Annotated in this window: 19 protein-coding genes; 8 read left to right on the forward strand and 11 right to left on the reverse strand. The window is 67.9% G+C overall.

Features of this window, described 5'->3' with window-relative positions; genetic code table 11:
* Positions 1–98 precede the first annotated feature (98 nt).
* The 5 genes from H6844_17565 (at position 99) to H6844_17585 (ending at position 4425) form a co-directional block, all read left to right on the forward strand.
* On the forward strand, positions 99–800 hold the full coding sequence (locus H6844_17565; GenBank protein ID MCB9931215.1) for a nitroreductase: 702 nt from the start codon (positions 99–101) through the stop codon (positions 798–800).
* A gap of 392 nt (positions 801–1192) precedes the next feature.
* Positions 1193–1570 carry an S-adenosylmethionine decarboxylase gene (locus H6844_17570; protein MCB9931216.1) on the forward strand — a complete coding sequence of 126 codons (378 nt, stop codon included), beginning with the start codon at positions 1193–1195 and terminating at the stop codon, positions 1568–1570.
* The gene (locus H6844_17575) at positions 1567–2007 is read left to right on the forward strand and encodes an SET domain-containing protein-lysine N-methyltransferase (protein MCB9931217.1); all 441 of its coding nucleotides are present in this window, start codon (positions 1567–1569) and stop codon (positions 2005–2007) included. The genes H6844_17570 and H6844_17575 overlap by 4 nt, the downstream gene beginning before the upstream one ends.
* 336 nt (positions 2008–2343) lie before the next feature.
* On the forward strand, positions 2344–3147 hold the full coding sequence (locus H6844_17580; GenBank protein MCB9931218.1) for a universal stress protein: 804 nt from the start codon (positions 2344–2346) through the stop codon (positions 3145–3147).
* 66 nt (positions 3148–3213) lie between these two features.
* Positions 3214–4425, forward strand: coding sequence for a pyridoxal phosphate-dependent aminotransferase (locus tag H6844_17585; protein ID MCB9931219.1), 1212 nt, complete (start codon positions 3214–3216; stop codon positions 4423–4425).
* Positions 4426–4795: 370 nt separating this feature from the next.
* Here the strand turns inward: H6844_17585 and H6844_17590 are convergent, their stop codons facing one another.
* Together H6844_17590 and H6844_17595 are read right to left on the reverse strand one after the other, a co-directional pair.
* On the reverse strand, positions 4796–5278 hold the full coding sequence (locus H6844_17590) for a CoA-binding protein (GenBank protein ID MCB9931220.1): 483 nt from the start codon (positions 5276–5278) through the stop codon (positions 4796–4798).
* A 43-nt stretch (positions 5279–5321) separates the two neighbouring features.
* Positions 5322–6098, reverse strand: coding sequence for an SDR family oxidoreductase (locus tag H6844_17595; GenBank protein ID MCB9931221.1), 777 nt, complete (start codon positions 6096–6098; stop codon positions 5322–5324).
* Positions 6099–6210: 112 nt separating this feature from the next.
* Here H6844_17595 and H6844_17600 point away from each other — a divergent pair, with 112 nt between their 5' ends.
* Positions 6211–7860, forward strand: coding sequence for an AMP-binding protein (locus tag H6844_17600; protein MCB9931222.1), 1650 nt, complete (start codon positions 6211–6213; stop codon positions 7858–7860).
* 285 nt (positions 7861–8145) lie between these two features.
* On the opposite strand, the gene H6844_17605 is transcribed toward H6844_17600, so the two are convergent.
* Positions 8146–8451 (reverse strand): hypothetical protein, encoded by a 306-nt coding sequence (locus H6844_17605; GenBank protein ID MCB9931223.1) that lies wholly within the window; start codon positions 8449–8451, stop codon positions 8146–8148.
* Between the two features lie 190 nt (positions 8452–8641).
* Between H6844_17605 and H6844_17610 the strand changes: the two genes are divergently transcribed.
* Positions 8642–9745 carry an LLM class flavin-dependent oxidoreductase gene (locus H6844_17610; GenBank protein ID MCB9931224.1) on the forward strand — a complete coding sequence of 368 codons (1104 nt, stop codon included), beginning with the start codon at positions 8642–8644 and terminating at the stop codon, positions 9743–9745.
* A 187-nt stretch (positions 9746–9932) separates the two neighbouring features.
* Here H6844_17610 and H6844_17615 read toward each other — a convergent pair whose 3' ends face one another.
* The 8 genes from H6844_17615 to H6844_17650 form a co-directional block, all read right to left on the reverse strand.
* Entirely contained in the window at positions 9933–10241 is a 309-nt protein-coding gene (locus tag H6844_17615) for a DUF1272 domain-containing protein (protein MCB9931225.1), read from the reverse strand.
* Between the two features lie 24 nt (positions 10242–10265).
* Entirely contained in the window at positions 10266–10601 is a 336-nt protein-coding gene (grxD, locus tag H6844_17620) for a Grx4 family monothiol glutaredoxin (GenBank protein ID MCB9931226.1), read from the reverse strand.
* Between the two features lie 90 nt (positions 10602–10691).
* Positions 10692–10931 (reverse strand): BolA family transcriptional regulator, encoded by a 240-nt coding sequence (locus H6844_17625; protein ID MCB9931227.1) that lies wholly within the window; start codon positions 10929–10931, stop codon positions 10692–10694.
* Between the two features lie 29 nt (positions 10932–10960).
* Positions 10961–13204, reverse strand: coding sequence for a phosphoribosylformylglycinamidine synthase subunit PurL (gene purL, locus H6844_17630; protein ID MCB9931228.1), 2244 nt, complete (start codon positions 13202–13204; stop codon positions 10961–10963).
* Positions 13201–13866, reverse strand: a complete 666-nt coding sequence (purQ, locus tag H6844_17635) for a phosphoribosylformylglycinamidine synthase subunit PurQ (protein MCB9931229.1) — start codon at positions 13864–13866, stop codon at positions 13201–13203. The genes purL and purQ overlap by 4 nt, the downstream gene beginning before the upstream one ends.
* A gap of 10 nt (positions 13867–13876) precedes the next feature.
* The gene (gene purS, locus H6844_17640; GenBank protein ID MCB9931230.1) at positions 13877–14122 is read right to left on the reverse strand and encodes a phosphoribosylformylglycinamidine synthase subunit PurS; all 246 of its coding nucleotides are present in this window, start codon (positions 14120–14122) and stop codon (positions 13877–13879) included.
* A 10-nt stretch (positions 14123–14132) separates the two neighbouring features.
* The gene (locus H6844_17645) at positions 14133–14909 is read right to left on the reverse strand and encodes a phosphoribosylaminoimidazolesuccinocarboxamide synthase (protein ID MCB9931231.1); all 777 of its coding nucleotides are present in this window, start codon (positions 14907–14909) and stop codon (positions 14133–14135) included.
* 85 nt (positions 14910–14994) lie between these two features.
* Complete coding sequence (locus tag H6844_17650; GenBank protein MCB9931232.1) at positions 14995–15738, reverse strand: NRDE family protein; 744 nt, start codon at positions 15736–15738, stop codon at positions 14995–14997.
* Between the two features lie 88 nt (positions 15739–15826).
* On the opposite strand from H6844_17650, the gene H6844_17655 reads away from it, so the two are divergent.
* Positions 15827–16147: a DUF1476 domain-containing protein gene (locus tag H6844_17655; GenBank protein MCB9931233.1), complete on the forward strand. Its 321-nt coding sequence runs from the start codon at positions 15827–15829 to the stop codon at positions 16145–16147.
* The last annotated feature ends 6 nt before the right edge of the window (positions 16148–16153 follow it).

Consider the following 16153-nt stretch of genomic DNA (forward strand, 5'->3'; position numbering starts at 1 on the left):
TCACGTGGGTCTGCTATCACGTGGGTCCGCTACCCCGTGGGTCTGCTACCCCATGGGCCTCCCACCCAACCCACCCGCCAACGGATAAACCGTCTGCCATGAACCATGCCGCCCCCCCGAAAATGGATACCGCGGTCGAAGCCGCCCTCACCTCGCGCCGGTCCGTGCGCGCCTTCCTGCCGACGCCGGTGCCGCTGGAGACCGTGCGCGCCATCCTGGACGTCGCCGCGCGGGCGCCGTCCGGCACCAACATGCAGCCCTGGCAGGCGCATGTGGTGACGGGCGCGGCCCGCGACCGGCTCTGCCGGGCCGTGCTGCACGCGCGCGAGACCGAGAACGACCGTCACACCGCCGAATACAGCTATTATCCCAAGGACTTCCCCGAGCCCTACAAGGCGCGCCGGCGCAAGGTCGGCTGGGACATGTACGGCCTGCTGGGCATCGGCCGCGGCGACACCGACAAGATGTGGGCGCAGCACAACCGCAATTTCACGTTTTTCGACGCCCCGGTCGGCATCGTCTTCACCATCGACAAGGCGCTGGAGATCGGCAGCTGGCTCGATCTGGGCATGTTCCTCGGCAATGTGGTCACGGCGGCGCGCGGCTTCGGCCTCGACACCTGCGCCCAGGCGGCCTGGTGCCATTACCACACCGTCGTCCGCCAGGAGTTGGGCTTCGGTGCGGAGCAGACCGTGGTCTGCGGCATGGCGCTCGGCCATGCGGACGAGACCGCGGCCATCAACCGGTTGCAGACCGAGCGCGCGCCGCTGGCCGACTGGACCAGCTGGCACGACGCCTGACCCCTCCCCACCGCTCCGGCCGGTGCACAATACCGCCGGGCGCCCCCGCCAATACCGACTGAATCGCCCCGGAATCGGCCCGGAATCGGCCCGGAATCCGGGGCGAAACGGGCGGTTGCGGCCGGCCCGGTCCCATGCGGCATTCTGGCACAATCCGAAGCGGGCGGAGACCGCAATATCCGCTTGTTCGCGCGGGGGGTTTTCCTCATATAGCCGCCATCTGCAGGGATCAGGACACGGAAAGAAGTACCGCTTACGCGGCCTGATCGACCGCAGCCGGTTGCGCCCCCGTTCCGGGCGCTGAGAGCGGGAAGCGCTCTCGCCCGGCTCGCTCCGGCGGCGGGCGCTTCATCGGTTGTGTCACCTCTGTTCCTGAAGGATACCCCCCATCCATGCCCTATAAGCGCATCGTCATCGATGGCGTCAGACATTATGGGAAACACGTGATCCTGACAGCGTCGGGCTGCAATGCCGCGCTGCTGGAGAAAGTGAAAATCGCGGATTTCTGCCGCGACATGGTCAAGCGCATCGACATGGTGGCGTTTGGCGAACCGTTCGTGGAACGCTTCGGCGACGGCGACGAGGTCGGCATTTCCGCCGTCCAGCTGATCCAGACCAGCGCCATCACCATCCACACCAACGACGAAGCCCGCGACATGTATCTCGACGTCTTTTCCTGCAAGGACTTCGAGGCGGATGCCGTCGTTCAGGCCGTCAAGGACTGGTTCGCCCCTGCGGGGATCGAGAGCCAGACGCTTCTGCGCAAATGACGCGGTTCTATCCGGACGCGGTTCCGGAATTTCCGCACGAGCCGACGCGCGAGCGGTTTGCGATCCAAAGCATCGGCCGCGGCATGGGGGAGGGCGTGGTCGCGCTCACCCCCTTCCACGCTGGCGAGATCGTGTTCCGCTTCACCGGGTTCTTTTGCAGCGACATCACGCTCTTCACCTTGCAGGTGGAGCCGGGCGTCTATCTGCACGACCCCTATTTCATGGGCAAAATCCTGCATCGCTGCGATCCGAACTGCGATGTCGACATGGTGACCCGCACCTTCACCGCCCGCCGCCGGATCTTGCCCGGCGACTGGGTGACGATGAACTACGAGCAGACCGAGGACCGGCTGTTCCGCCCCTTCACCTGCCATTGCGGCGAGCGCCCCTGCGAGGGCACCCTGCCGCACGAAATCAAGGGACGGCTGGTCGCCTGACCGCCCCCCCAATCCCCGCGCCCCCATCGCCCAAGCCGGGCGGTGGGGGCAAGGCCGTTTGCGCTACTCCGATGCGCGCAAATACCGCCGCGACGGGCGGCATCGTCCCATGGATTCGCGACCGCCATACTCCTAAACAGGTTGGAACGGCACGGTTGCGGTTGGACATCGCGGAGTTCCGCCATATCTCCAGCCAAGGCGCTTGCCCCTTGCATGCGACAACCTGTACCTTTTGCTACGTTGCGATAGGGGTCCGGCCATGCTCTGATCGCATGGCTCCTATGCATCTTTTCGATAACACACCGGAAGTGTGAGGCTGAAATGAAGGCGATTTTGGTGCCGCTTAGCGAAACGTCCGGCATGCCCTCCATGGTGCGGTGTGCGACACTGGTCGGCGCGCGCTTCGAGAGTTTTATCGAAGGCGCCTATATCCGCGCCGAACCGAGCGTCATCCTGGCCAGCGACGATACCGGCGCGACGACGCCGGCGCTGATCGAGAGTTTCGAGCGCGAGGACATGGCCCGCGCCGAGCGCCTGCAACAGCAATTCCTCTCCGCCTGCCGGGACCAGGGCACCGGCAGCCAGGCGCTGGTCACCGAGATCAGTGGCGTCGGCGGCGGCCTGGGCGGCTATGGCCGGCTGTTCGACCTGATCGTCGTCGGCCGTCCCGGCCGCGAGGCGGACAGCCCGCCGATGACCACGCTGGAAACCGCCCTGTTCGACACCGGCCGCGTGCTGCTGATCGCACCGCCGCAGGCGCCGGCCTCGGTCGGGCGCAATGTGGTGATCGCCTGGAACGGCTCCAGCGAAACCGCGCGCACCATTGCGCTGTCGAAGGCGCTGCTGCGCCATGCCGAAAAGGTCACCGTCGTCACCGTCGACACCGGCGTCGTCACCGGCCCGGACGGCGGCGGGATCGTGACCTATCTGGAGCGGAGCGGCATCAAGGCCGAGCGCGACGACGTCGCCGCCGGCAGCCGCGGCGCCGGCGAGGCCATGCTGGACGAGGCGCAAAAGCTGGGCGCGGACCTGCTGGTCAAGGGCGGCTACACCCGCTCGCGCCTGCGCCAGACGATTTTCGGCGGCCCCACCAGCCACATCCTGGCCAACGCCGAGATACCGGTCATCATGGCGCATTAAACGCCTCCGGCCCGCTGGGGTAGGGTTCGCCCGCAATCCTGCCCCGCGCCTTCGGAGGCCCGTTTCATGGCTCGCACCACCGTTCCGCCCACGGGCCGCGGCCCGGACAACGCGCCGGGCCTGGCCCGGTTGCGCCGGCCGATCGTCGAGATGCCGCCACACCTGATCGGCGAGGTGGCGCGGCTCGGCATCGGCCAAAAGGACATCATCCCGCTCTGGTACGGCGAAAGCGATGTGCCGACCCCGGCCTTCATCGCCGACGCCGCCTATGCCGCCATGCAGGCGGGCGAGACCTTCTACACCCACAAGCTGGGCCTGCCGGAACTGCGCGAGGCCCTGGGAACCTACCTTTCCGGCCTCTACCGCAGGCCGGTCGCGGCCGAGCGGGTGACGGTGACCACGTCCGGCATGAACGCGATCATGCTGGCGCTGATGGCGATCCTGGACGCCGGCGACAACATGGTGCTGGTCGACCCGGTCTGGCCCAATTGCGAGCAATCGGCCCTGGCCATGGGCGCGTCCGTCACCCGCGTCTCGCTGGAGCAGCAAAACGGCGTCTGGCAGCTGGACACCCAGGCGGTGATGGACGCCTGCGGCGCGCGCACCCGCGCCATCTTCGTCAACTCGCCCGGCAACCCGACCGGCTGGATGATGGAAAGCGAGCAGCAGCAGGCCCTGCTGGACTTCGCCCGCGAGCGCGGCCTCTGGATCGTCGCCGACGAGGTCTACAGCCGGCTGGTTTATGACCGGCCGGTGGCCCCGTCCTTCCTGGACCTGGCCGGGCCGGACGATCCGGTGATCGGCATCAACAGCTTCTCCAAGGCCTGGGCCATGACCGGCTGGCGCATGGGCTGGATGGTGACGCCGGTCTGGGTGACCGATGCGCTGTTCAGCATGATCGAATACCACACCGCCTGCGTGCCGCCCTTCCTGCAAAAGGCCGGCCTCGCCGCGATCACGCAAGGCGAGCCCTTCGTGGCCGACATGGTGGCGCGCTGCCGCGCCGGGCGCGAGGCGATGGTGCCGGCGCTGCAAGCGATGGACCGGGTCCATATCGACCCGCCGCGCGCCGCCTTCTATGCCTTCTGCAAGGTCGACGGCATGACCGACAGCCTGGCCTTCGCCAAGGATTTGTTCCGCAAGACCAAGGTCGGCGTCGCCCCCGGCAGCAGCTTCGGCCCCGGCGGCGAGGGCTGGCTCAGGCTCTGCTTCGCCCAGGATCCGCAGCGCCTGACGACCGCCATGGAACGGCTGGCCGATTACCTGAAGGCGGGCTGACGCCACCACTATTCCCCGGAGCCTGCGGAGCAGGCATCCGGGGCCGGTGTCATCCTTCGAACACCGCCACCGCCCGTGTTCGCGAGAGCGAGCGGCCCCGGATCGGCGCTCCGCACCGTCCGGGGTACAGGCCCGTTCCGCACCGTCCGGGGTACATAGCGTCTTGGGCTCGCCCTCGGCCGGCTAACAGCGCCGCCAATCCCCGTCGGGACCGCAGCCACTGTTTCCCGGACGGTGCGGAGCGCCGATCCGGGACCGGTGTCTTCATCCGAACACCGCCACCGCCCGTGTTCGCGAGAGCGAGCGGCCCCGGCTCCCCGCTCCGCGGCGGCCGGGGTACAGAAGCGCGTCGGGCTCGCCCTCGGCCGGATCAGGCCAGCTTGCGCCGCTTCGATGAGATCACGCGGGAATTGACGCCGTTCCAGGACAATTCCCCGTTCAGGCGCGCGTATTCGATCTTGGGGCAGCGGTCCATGACCACGTCGAGGCCGGCCGCCTCGGCGCGGGCGGCGGCCGCGTCGTTGCGGACGGTGAGTTGCATCCACACGGTCTTGGCGCCGTGGGCGATGGCCTCGTCCGTGATCGGACTCGCCGCCTCGGAAGCGCGGAAAATGTCGACCATGTCCACCGTCTCCGGCAGGTCGGCGAGGCTGGCATAGACCGGCTCGTCCAGAATGGTCTCGCCCACCGCGCGCGGGTTCACCGGATAGACCTTGTAGCCCTTGGTTTGCAGATACTTCATCACGAAATAGCTGGGCCGGTTCCAGTTCGGCGAGGCGCCGACCATGGCGACGGTCTTGGTGCCGTTCAGCACCCGCTTCAGATAGGCGTCGGCATAGGTGTCGTGGTTCATACGGTCCGGGTCCTGGCGAAATGGGAGGGGGCGGGCGGTGCGTCTAGCCGATGCTGCCGCCGTCGACCCGCAACGTGGTGCCGGTGGTAAAGCTGGACGCGTCGGAGGCGAAATACAAGGCCGCGCCGACGATCTCGTTCGGCTGGCCGCCGCGCTTCAGGGCGATGCGCGTGGCGGCGCGCTCGGCAAAGGCCTCGGAATGGAACCAGCCGACGGAAATGTCCGTGTCGAACGGGCCGGGGATGATGCAGTTCACCCGCACCTTCGGCCCGTATTCCTGGGCAAAGGTGGCGGTCATGTGGTTCAGCGCCGCCTTGGCCGCGCCATAGGGGGCGGTGGTGCGGTTCGGGTTCACGCTGGCGGTGGAACTGACATTGATGATCGAGCCACCCTCGCCCGCCGCCATGCGCTTGCCGACCATGGCCATGGCGCGGAACGGGCCTTTCAGATTGACGCTGAACACCTTGTCGAACAGGTCCTCGCCCACATCGTCCAGCGAGGGGTAGAGTGGCGACAGGCCGGCATTGTTCACCAGCACGTCGACGCGGCCGAAATGCTCGTAGGCGGCCTCGACCATGGCTTCCACCTGGCTCCAGTCGCCGACATTGGCGGCATGGGGAAAGGCGCGACGGCCGGTCTGGGCGCGAATTTCGTCCGCCAGTTCCTCGCACTGGGCCAGCTTGCGGCTGGCGATCATCACGTCGGCGCCGGCCTGGGCGAAGGCGCGCACCATTTCGCGCCCCAGGCCGCGGCTGCCGCCGGTGACGAGCGCGACCTTGCCGGAGAGGTCGAAAAGCCGGTTCGCGGTGTAGTCTCGCATGGTCGTTGCCGATCCTTTGGCGACGGAGGGATCTTGCCCGGCGGTTGGCTCTTGCCCGGCGCGGGCGCTAGGCTGCATCTTAGCCCAACCGGACGCCGAACGAGAGCCCAAGATGAGCGACCAACTGCCGGACCACAGCCGCTGGACCCTGGTGCATCAGGTGCGGGACCAGGCCGCCGCACGCGGCGAACGGGTCTGGATCACGTTCGGCGACGGTGCGCCGGACCTGACCTATGCCGGCTTCGACCGCCGTTCCGACGCGGTGGCCGCGGCGCTCGCCGCCCGCGGCATCGGCGAGGGCGACCGGGTGATGCTGCTGGTGAAGAACCGGGCGGAATTCCTGATCGCCATGATCGGCACCATGAAATGCGGCGCGGTGGTCGTGCCCATCAACACCGAACTGCGCGGCGCCTTCCTGCAACACCAGTTGCAGAACAGCGCGCCGGGCCTGGTGATTGGCGAGGCCGGCCTGCTGGATGCCTTCAACGGCGTCGACCCCGGCAGCGCCCAGCCGGGCCATCTGGTGGTGGTGGCGGGCGACGCCCCGTCCGCGCCGCCGCCCGCCCTCGCCTCGGCGCGGGTCGAGACCTGGGCGGCGTTCGAGGCGAGCGGCACCGCTGCGTCACCGCCGGATTTCACGCCCACCAAGGACACGATCGCCGGCATCATGTACACCAGCGGCACCACCGGCCCGGCCAAGGGCGTGTTGCTGCCGCACGGGCATTGCTATCTGTTCGGCGCCGGCTCGAACGGCGCGACGGGCCTCGCGGCGGACGACGTCTATTACGTCTCCATGCCGGTGTTCCACGTCAACGGCCTGTTCATCCAGGTGATGGCGGCGCATCTGGCCGGCGCGCGGGTGCATCTGGTCGAGCGGTTCAGCCCGAACCGCTGGCTGGACGAGGTGATCGCCTGCGGCGCCACCATCACCAACCTGCTGGGCGTGATGCCGGAATTCGTGTTCAACACCGCGCCCGGCCCGCGCGACCGGGACCACGGCCTGCGGCTGATCATGGCGGTGCCGATCTCGAAGGAATGGGGCCAGGCCTTCGAGGACCGGTTCGGCGTGCGCTTCCTGCAAGGCTTCGGCATGACCGAATGCGGCATGCCGGTCTGGGGGGACCGGCACGACCGCGAGCCGGTGATCGGCGGCTGCGCCGGCTATCCGCAGACCGAGCATTTCGAGGTCCGCATCGGCGATCCCGAGACCGACGACCCGCTGCCGGCGGGCGAAGTGGGCGAATTGCTGATCCGGCCCAACATCCCTGGCTGCTTTTCCGCCGGCTATTACAACATGCCGGAACGCACGGTGGAGGCCTGGCGCAATCTCTGGTTCCACACCGGCGACGCCTGCCGCATGGATGAGCGCGGCCGCGTCCATTACATCGACCGGATCAAGGACTGCATCCGCCGCCGCGGCGAGAACATCTCCGCCTTCGAGGTGGAGCAGGTGCTGAACGGCCATCCGCTGGTGGCCGAAAGCGCCGTCGTCGGCGTCCGGGTCGAAGGGGCCGGCGGCGAGGAAGAGGTGAAGGCGGTGATCGTGCCGGCGGCGGGGCAGCCGCGGGTCGACTGCGTCGCCCTGCTCGACTATTGCGCCGAGCGCATGCCGCGCTATGCGGTGCCCCGCTTCGTCGCCTTCATCGCCGCCCTCGACAAGACGGCCTCGGGCAAGCTGCGCAAGGGCGACCTGCGCGACGCCGGCGTCACGGCCGAAACCTGGGACCGGGAGAGCGTCGGCTACACGCTGGCCCGGCGGTAGGGACGCGTGCACCCCGGCCATCGCAGCGGGTGTTTCCCGGCCGAGCCGGAGGCGAGAGCCGGGACCGGTTGGCGGGAACGAACACCGGCGCGGGCGGTATTCGGATGAAGACACCGGCCCCGGATCGGCGCTCCGCACCGTCCGGGGAACAGCGGCGCTCCGCACCGTCCGGGGAACAAGCGCCAAGGGAGAAAGGCGGGCCCGGGCGCTTTCGGCACGGGTTGCCCCCTCTCCCGCTTCCGCGGGGACAGGGAAGATGGGGTGCCAGCGGGGAAAGAACCCGCTCTATAGCACTTGCTTGATGCCGACCACCTCGCGGGTGCGCACCACCCGGCTCTGCCAGACCCGGTCGAATTCGGCGATCAGGGCCTTGATGGCGTCGCCGGAGGTCGCGGCCCGGGCCGCTGCCAGGTCCGGGAATTCGTAGAGGGCGATGTGCACGCCGGGGGTGACATCGCTCCAGCCCCGCCGGGCGGACAGGGTGGCGAAGGCCCGCTTGGCGTCGGGCAGATGCTCGGTTTCGTACCAGTGGTCGAAGGCCTCCCGGTCGGCTTCGGACACCTCGGCGCGGACGATGAGATAGGCGGTCATGACGGCAATGCTTCCAGTCGGATCGGCAGGGCAAAGAGGGGCCAGTCTGCCGCCTCCGGCCGGGCGCGGACAAGCCCTGCGCACCGGGCAGCAAAATTGATACGCAATCTCTCGCATTCGTCGCCGTCGGCTGGCAGACTGCCGGGCGGAACCCTAGCATGGCGTCCCGCAACCACAGGAGGAAACGACCATGAAATTCGGATTCTTCACCATGCCCTCGCATCCGCCGGAGCGGAGCCTGAAAGACGGGCACGATTTCGACCTGATGACCTTTCGCTGGCTCGACGAACTGGGCTTTTCCGAAATCTGGATCGGCGAGCACCACACCGCCCCCTGGGAGCCCAACCCCACGCCGGACCTGTTGATCGCCCAGGCGCTGCGCGAGACCCAGAATATCCGCATCGGCCCCGGCGGCTTCCTGCTGCCCTATCATCATCCGGCAGAACTGGCGAACCGCGTCGCCATGCTGGACCATCTGTCCGAAGGCCGGCTGAATTTCGGCATCGCCGCCAGCGGCCTGCCCAGCGACTGGCAGTTGTTCAATGTCGACGGCATGAGCGGCCAGAACCGCGACATGACCCGCGAGGCGCTCGACATCATCCTGAAAATGTGGAGCGAGGACGAGTTCGACTTCAAGGGCAAATACTGGCACGTCACCAAGGGCGGCGAGATGTTCGGCTTCCTGCGCCCGCACATCAAGCCGGTGCAGAGCCCGCACCCGCCGATCGGCGTCGCCGGCCTCTCCAAGAATTCCGACACGCTGAAAATGGCGGGCGAGCATGGCTTCATGCCCATGAGCCTGAACCTGAACCCCGCCTATGTCGGCAGCCATTGGGATGCGGTGGAGGAAGGCGCGCGCAAGTCCGGCCGCACGCCGGACCGGGGCGAGTGGCGCATGGTGCGCGAGATCTTCGTCGCCGAGACCGACGAAAAGGCGTGGGACCTAGCCGTCAACGGCATGATGGGCCGGATGATGAGCGAGTATTTCCTGCCGCTGCTCTCGAATTTCGGCTTCCTGGAATACCTGAAGCACGACCCGAGCGTGCCCGACAGCGACGTGACGGCCGCCTATTGCGCCAAGCACAACTGGCTGGTCGGCTCGCCGGCCACGGTCGCCGAGAAGATCGAGCAGGTCTACGAAGACGTGGGCGGCTTCGGCCAGTTGCTGGTGTTCGGCTTCGACTATGCCGACAAGCCGGAGGTCTGGCGCAACTCGTTCGAGATGATCCAGAAGGAAGTGGCGCCGAAGGTCGCCCATCTCGACCCGTCGAACAAGTCGGTCGCGGCGGAATAGGCGCCCAATCGCACCTCATCCCCGGACGGCGCGGAGCGCCGATCCGGGGCCGGTCGCTCTCGCGAACATAGACGATGGCGATGTTCGATGAAGGACACCGATCCCGGATGCCCGCTCCGCGGGCTCCGGGAAACAGCTTCCGCTCCGCGGGCTCCGGGAAACATCGGCGCCACACCGGCGAAAGCCGTCAGCGGTCCGCGGGAGCCGTGTCCTTCAGGGCAGCGACGAAGGCGGCGATGGCCGCCTTGTCGTGCTTCGGATGCACCCGCTCGGCCTGTGGCGGCTGGTGCGTGCGGCTCACGCCGGGGCGATGCGCCCGCGCCGGGCGGATCGGGCGCAGCGAGAAGCCGCCGCCGCAGTTGGGGCAGACATTGTGCAGGTGCCGCTCGACGCAATCGGCGCAGAAGGTGCACTCATAACTGCAAATCATCGCATCCGCCGCCTCGGGCGGCAGATCCTTGTCGCAGTATTCGCAGTTCGGGCGCAGTTGCAGCATGGGGAACCGCCGCGCCCGGCCGGGTCAGGCGGCCGCCGGGGCGATGCCCTTGTCTTTCAGAAGGTCTTCCAGCTCGCCATTCTCGTACATCTCGCGGATGATGTCGCAGCCGCCGACGAACTCGCCCTTGACGTAGAGCTGCGGAATGGTCGGCCAGGACGAGAAGTCCTTGATGCCCTGGCGGATTTCCATGCTTTCCAGCACGTTCACGCCCTGGAACGGCACGCCCATGTGCGAGAGCACCTGCACCACCGCGGCGGAGAAACCGCACTGCGGGAACATCGGCGTGCCCTTCATGAACAGCACGACGTCGTTGCCGTCGATGGTGGACTGGATCTGCTGGTGAACCGAATTGCTCATCGGAGGATCTCCTGGCTGACAGATTTGCGAATGCGTCGCAAATTCCGGTGAAAACTTCAAGCCTTCTCGGCACGCGCCCCTTGCGGAGGCCTAGCCCTGGTCGGGCACGCTGGTCTGCAATGCCAGCGCGTGCAACTCGTTGCCCATGCGGCCTTGCAGGGCCTTGTAGACCATTTGGTGTTGCTGCACCCGGTTTTTGCCTGCAAACGCCGCAGAGGTGATTTGCGCGGCGTAGTGGTCTCCATCCCCGGCCAGATCCTGGATTTTCACCTGGGCATCCGGGAAGGCTTCCTTGATCAGGGCCTCGATATCGTGGGCGGCCATCGGCATGGTCGGGGAACTCCGTCCGGTGGGGGTGGTCAGGCTATGGCGTCGGCAAAAGCCGGCAGCCACCCTTCGTGGGCGGCGCGCAGGTCATCCAATGATATTGGCGCGCCGCCGTTCACTGTCAACGCATCGCCGCCGGTACGACCGACCGCGACCGCAGCGACACCTGCCGCCCTCGCCCGCTCCAGAACCTCGTCGGCGCGACCGGTGGCGAGCAGATAGCGGCCCTGGTCCTCGCCGAACAGCGCGCCCGCCCCGGCATCGGCCAGGGTCAGCGCGCAGCCGCAGCGGCTGGCGAGCGCCATTTCCGCCGCCGCCACCAGCAGGCCACCGTCCGAGAGGTCGTGACAGGCCGCGACCAGCCCGCGGCCGATCAGCGAGCGCACGCACTCGCCATTGCGCCTTTCCGCGGCCAGATCGACCGGCGGCGGCGGACCCGCCTCGTCGCCGGCGCGCCCCAGCACGTCGCGCAGATAGGCGGAACAGCCCAGATGGCCCGCGCCCGTGCCGATCAGCACCAGGTCCAGGCCCGCCTCGCCCCAGGCGATGCTGACGGCGTGGCTCAGATCGTCCAGCACGCCCAGGCCACCGACGACGGGCGTCGGCAGGATTTCCTGGTCATTGGTCTCGTTGTAGAGCGAGACATTGCCGGAGACGACGGGGAAGTCGAGCGCGCCCGCGGCCTCGGCCATGCCCTGGGTGCAGCCGACGAACTGGCCCATGATCTCCGGCCGCTGCGGCGAGCCGAAATTCAGGTTGTCGGTCAGCGCCAGCGGCTTCGCGCCGGTGGCCGACAGGTTGCGATAGGCCTCCGCCACCGCCTGGCGGCCGCCCTGCACCGGGTCGGCCTGGCAATAGCGGGGGGTGCAGTCACTGGTCAGCGCCAGGGCGCGGGCGGTGCCGTGAATGCGCACCAGGGCCGCGTCACCACCGGGGCCGACCCCGTTCACCACCAGGCTGTCGCCCATGACGGAATGGTCGTACTGCTCCCAGATCCAGCGCTTGGAGGCACCGTTCGGGCTGCCCATCAGCCGCTTGAGCGCATCGCGCCAGTCGCCGAGCGGCGGCAGGCTCGCGGCATCGAGCGCCGGGCGCGGCGGCGTCGGGACCCAGGGCCGGTCGTATTCCGGCGACTCGTCGGCCAGCGGCGGGATCGGCACGTCGGCGACCGTGGTGCCGTCCCAGGTCAGCACCATGCGGCCGGACGGCGTGAGCTTGCCGATGACGGCGAAGTCCAGCTCCCATTTGGTGAAGATCGCCTCGGCCACGGCCTCCTGGCCGGGCTTCAGGACCATCAGCATACGCTCCTGGCTTTCGGAGAGCATGATCTCGTAGGGGCGCATGCCGGTCTCGCGCATCGGCACCCGGTCCAGCGCCAATTCGACGCCGAGGCCGCCCTTGCTCGCCATCTCGAAGCTGGACGAGGTCAGGCCGGCCGCACCCATGTCCTGGATCGCGACGATGGCGTCGGTCGCCATCAGTTCCAGACAGGCCTCGATCAGCAGTTTTTCCGTGAACGGGTCGCCGACCTGCACGGTCGGGCGCTGCTGCTCCGCCTCGTCGTCGAAGGTGGTGCTGGCCATGGTGGCGCCGTGAATGCCATCGCGGCCGGTCTTGGCGCCGACATAGACGACGGGGTTGCCCGCGCCCTCGGCCTTGGCGGTGAAAATGCGGTCCGCCGGCGCGATGCCGACCGCCATGGCGTTGACCAGCGGGTTGCCGTTGTAGGACGGGTCGAACTCGCACTCGCCGCCAACGGTCGGCACGCCGACGCAATTGCCGTAGCCGCCGATGCCGCGAACGACGCCGCCGATCAGGTGGCGGGTCTTCGGGTGCGCGGGATCGCCGAAGCGCAGCGCGTTCAGGATCGCCACCGGCCTTGCGCCCATGGTGAAGACGTCGCGCAGAATGCCGCCCACGCCGGTCGCCGCGCCCTGATAGGGCTCGATGAAGCTGGGGTGGTTGTGGCTTTCCATCTTGAAGCAGGCGGCCAGCCCGTCGCCGATGGCGACGGCGCCGGCATTCTCACCCGGGCCGAAAATCACCCACGGCGCCTTGGTCGGAAACTGGCGCAGCCACTTTTTCGACGACTTGTAGGAGCAGTGCTCGCTCCACATCACCGAGAAAATACCCAGTTCCAGCAGGTTCGGCGCGCGGCCGCAGATCTCGCAGGCGCGGGCGTATTCCTCGGGGCTGAGGCCCTGGGCGAGCCCGTCCGCCTCGGCCGAGGCCTGGATGTCCGGCAGGTCGGACGCGGGAATGCGGTCGGTCGTCATGCCAGCGCCTCCGCCAGCGACTGAAACAGGGGCAGGCCGTCCGAGGAGCCGAGCGCCGGCTCCACGGCCCGTTCGGGATGGGGCATCATGCCGAGCACGCGGCCGGTTTCGTCGTAGAGGCCGGCAATGGCATCGGCGGAGCCGTTCGGGTTGTCGCCCGCATAGCGGAACGCCACCCGGCCCTCGCCCTCCAGCCGGGCCAGCGTCTCCGCGTCGGCATTGTAGTTGCCGTCGCCATGGGCGATGGGAATGCGCAGCGTCTGGCCCTTGTCGTAGCGGGCGGCGAACGGCGTGTCCGTGCGCTCCACGCTGAGGGCGACGCTGTGGCAGACGAATTTCAGGCCGGCATTGCGGATCAGCGCGCCCGGCAGCAGGCCGCTTTCGGTCAGCAGGTGGAAGCCGTTGCAGACCCCCAGCACGGCCACGCCCTTGCGGGCCGCCGCCACCACCTCGCGCATCACCGGCGAGTGGGCGGCGATGGCGCCGCAGCGCAGATAATCGCCATAGGAAAAGCCGCCGGGCAGGAAAATCAGGTCCAGCGGCGGCAGTTCCGTATCCTGGTGCCAGATCATTTTCGGGCTGCGGCCGGTCACATGGGCCAGCGCCACCGCCCCGTCCCGGTCGCAGTTCGAGCCGGGAAACACCACCACGCCTGCGCGCAAGCTCATCGCTCTAGCCGTCCACCAGTTCGACGGAGAAGTCCTCGATCACCGGGTTGGCGAGCAGTTGCTCCGCCATGGCGCGGGCCTGGGCCTCCGCCTGCCCCCGGTCGTCCGTGGCCAGGTCGAGCACGATCAGCTTGCCCTGGCGCACGCCGTCGACCCCGCCAAAGCCCAGATGGCCCAGCGCCTTGCCGATGGCCTGCCCCTGCGGGTCCAGCACACCGGTTTTCAGCATCACGCGCACTTCCGCTCTGATCATGGTCGCTTCACGCTGTCTTGTCGTCGTCGTCATTGGCGCTGGTGACGTCCACCGGCCCCAGTTCCTGCAGGATGCCGAGCCGGCGCGCCACTTCCTGATAGGCCTCGCGCAGGCCGCCCATATCCTTGCGGAAACGGTCCTTGTCCATGACCTCGTTGGTCTTGACGTCCCAGAGGCGGCAGCTGTCCGGCGAGATCTCGTCGGCCAGGACGATGCGCACATCTTCCGGCGTGTAGAGCCGGCCGAACTCGACCTTGAAATCGACCAGCCGCATGCCGGCGCCCATGAACAGGCCGGAGAGATAGTCGTTGATGCGCAGCGCCAGGTTGAACATGTCGTCCAGCTCCGGCGGGCTGGCCCAGCCGAAGGCGGTGATGTGCTCTTCGGTGATCAGCGGGTCGCCCAACTCGTCGGACTTGTAATAGTACTCGACGATGGAGCGGGGCAGCGGCGTGCCCTCGTCCTGGCGGAAGCGCTTGGCAAAGCTGCCGGCGGCGATGTTGCGCACCACCACCTCGACCGGGACGATTTCCACCTCGCGAATCAACTGCTCGCGCATGTTGACCCGTTTGATGAAATGGGTCGGGATTCCGACTTCCTGCAAGCGCAACATGATGAACTCGGAGATCCGGTTGTTCAGGACCCCTTTGCCGGTGATCACGTCGTGCTTCTGGTTGTTGAAGGCGGTGGCGTCATCCTTGAAATACTGGACGAGCGTGCCGGGTTCCGGGCCTTCGTACAAGACCTTGGCCTTGCCCTCGTAGATACGCCTGCGGCGGGCCATGGAGGTTTCCTAGCGAGAAATTGGAACGAATTTGGTTCTTAGCATGACGCAGCGCAACACGCCACGGCCTTTGCGGTCGCGGCACCTAGCCGGCGACGGGCACGTAGCCGGTCGGCTCGGGGTGAAGGCCGGCGAACAGCCAGACCGGCTCGCCGGCGCGCGGCAGCGCCACCAGCGCGCGCGACACCGTGCCGAACCCCCAGTCGGTTTCCACCGTCATCGCACCGTTCGGATCGTGCACGCCGCGCGCCGTCTCGGTCGATTCCAGCAAGCCCTGCCATTCGCGCCAGTCGCCCGCTTCCGGCGCCGGCGGCCGGGCGGCGCGGAACCGGGGCAGATAGAAGGCGGTCCGCGCCGACAGGCCCGTGTCGTTCAGGTCCCAGGCGGTGAGAATGCCGATCCCTTCCGGCAGGGCCGCCGCCTCGACCGCGCCCGCGCCGACTCCTTTCAGCCAGAACCCGTCGCGGGCATCGGCCACCATCATGTTGAAGCTGCGATAGGCGCCCGCGTCGACCGCGGCAATGTCCTCCATCGCCGCCCGTGCCGAGGCGGCGCCGAGCGCACGCAGCACCAACTCCCCCCGGCTGCGCTTGCCCTCGGCCGCGCCCAGGGAGCCGCGGCGGTTCAGGATGGCGACGGCCACGCCGGCATCGTTCACGCCCAGCCACGAGCCACCGGCTTCGTGATCCAGGCCGGCGCGGACGGTCGGGCGGTCGGGCCAGTGGCGCGCCGGCGGCGACCAGGCCCGGCCCAGCATCTCGTCGCGATTGGCGGCCAGCAGCAGCGGCCAGTCATGGCCGGGGCGGCGAAGAGTGACGACAGTACACATGAATTGTAACGCGGATCGCATTGCTCCGTGGGGACAGGCTCGCTATATGCCATGATATTCCGATCACCGGCAAAGGGTTCTGTCTGGCATGAGCACGTTCAATGACCGCGAGAAGCAGTTCGAGTCGAAGTTCCAACACGATCAGGAGCTGCAATTCAAGGTAATGGTCCGGCGCAATCGCCTGCTGGGCGAGTGGGCCGGCGACCTGATGGGGCTGTCTGGCGACGAGCGTGCGACCTATGCCAAGGAAGTCGTCCAGTCGGATTTCGACAAGCCGGGCGACGACGACGTGCTGCAAAAGGTGCTGGGCGACCTGCAGGCCAAGGCGATTCAGGCCTCGGAACACCAGGTGCGCCGGCAGATGGACGACCTGCTCATCACCGCCAAGCAGCAGGTGATGGCCGAATAGAGCCGG

It is taken from the genome of Alphaproteobacteria bacterium (assembly GCA_020638555.1).
Lineage (GTDB): Bacteria > Pseudomonadota > Alphaproteobacteria > Bin95 > Bin95 > JACKII01.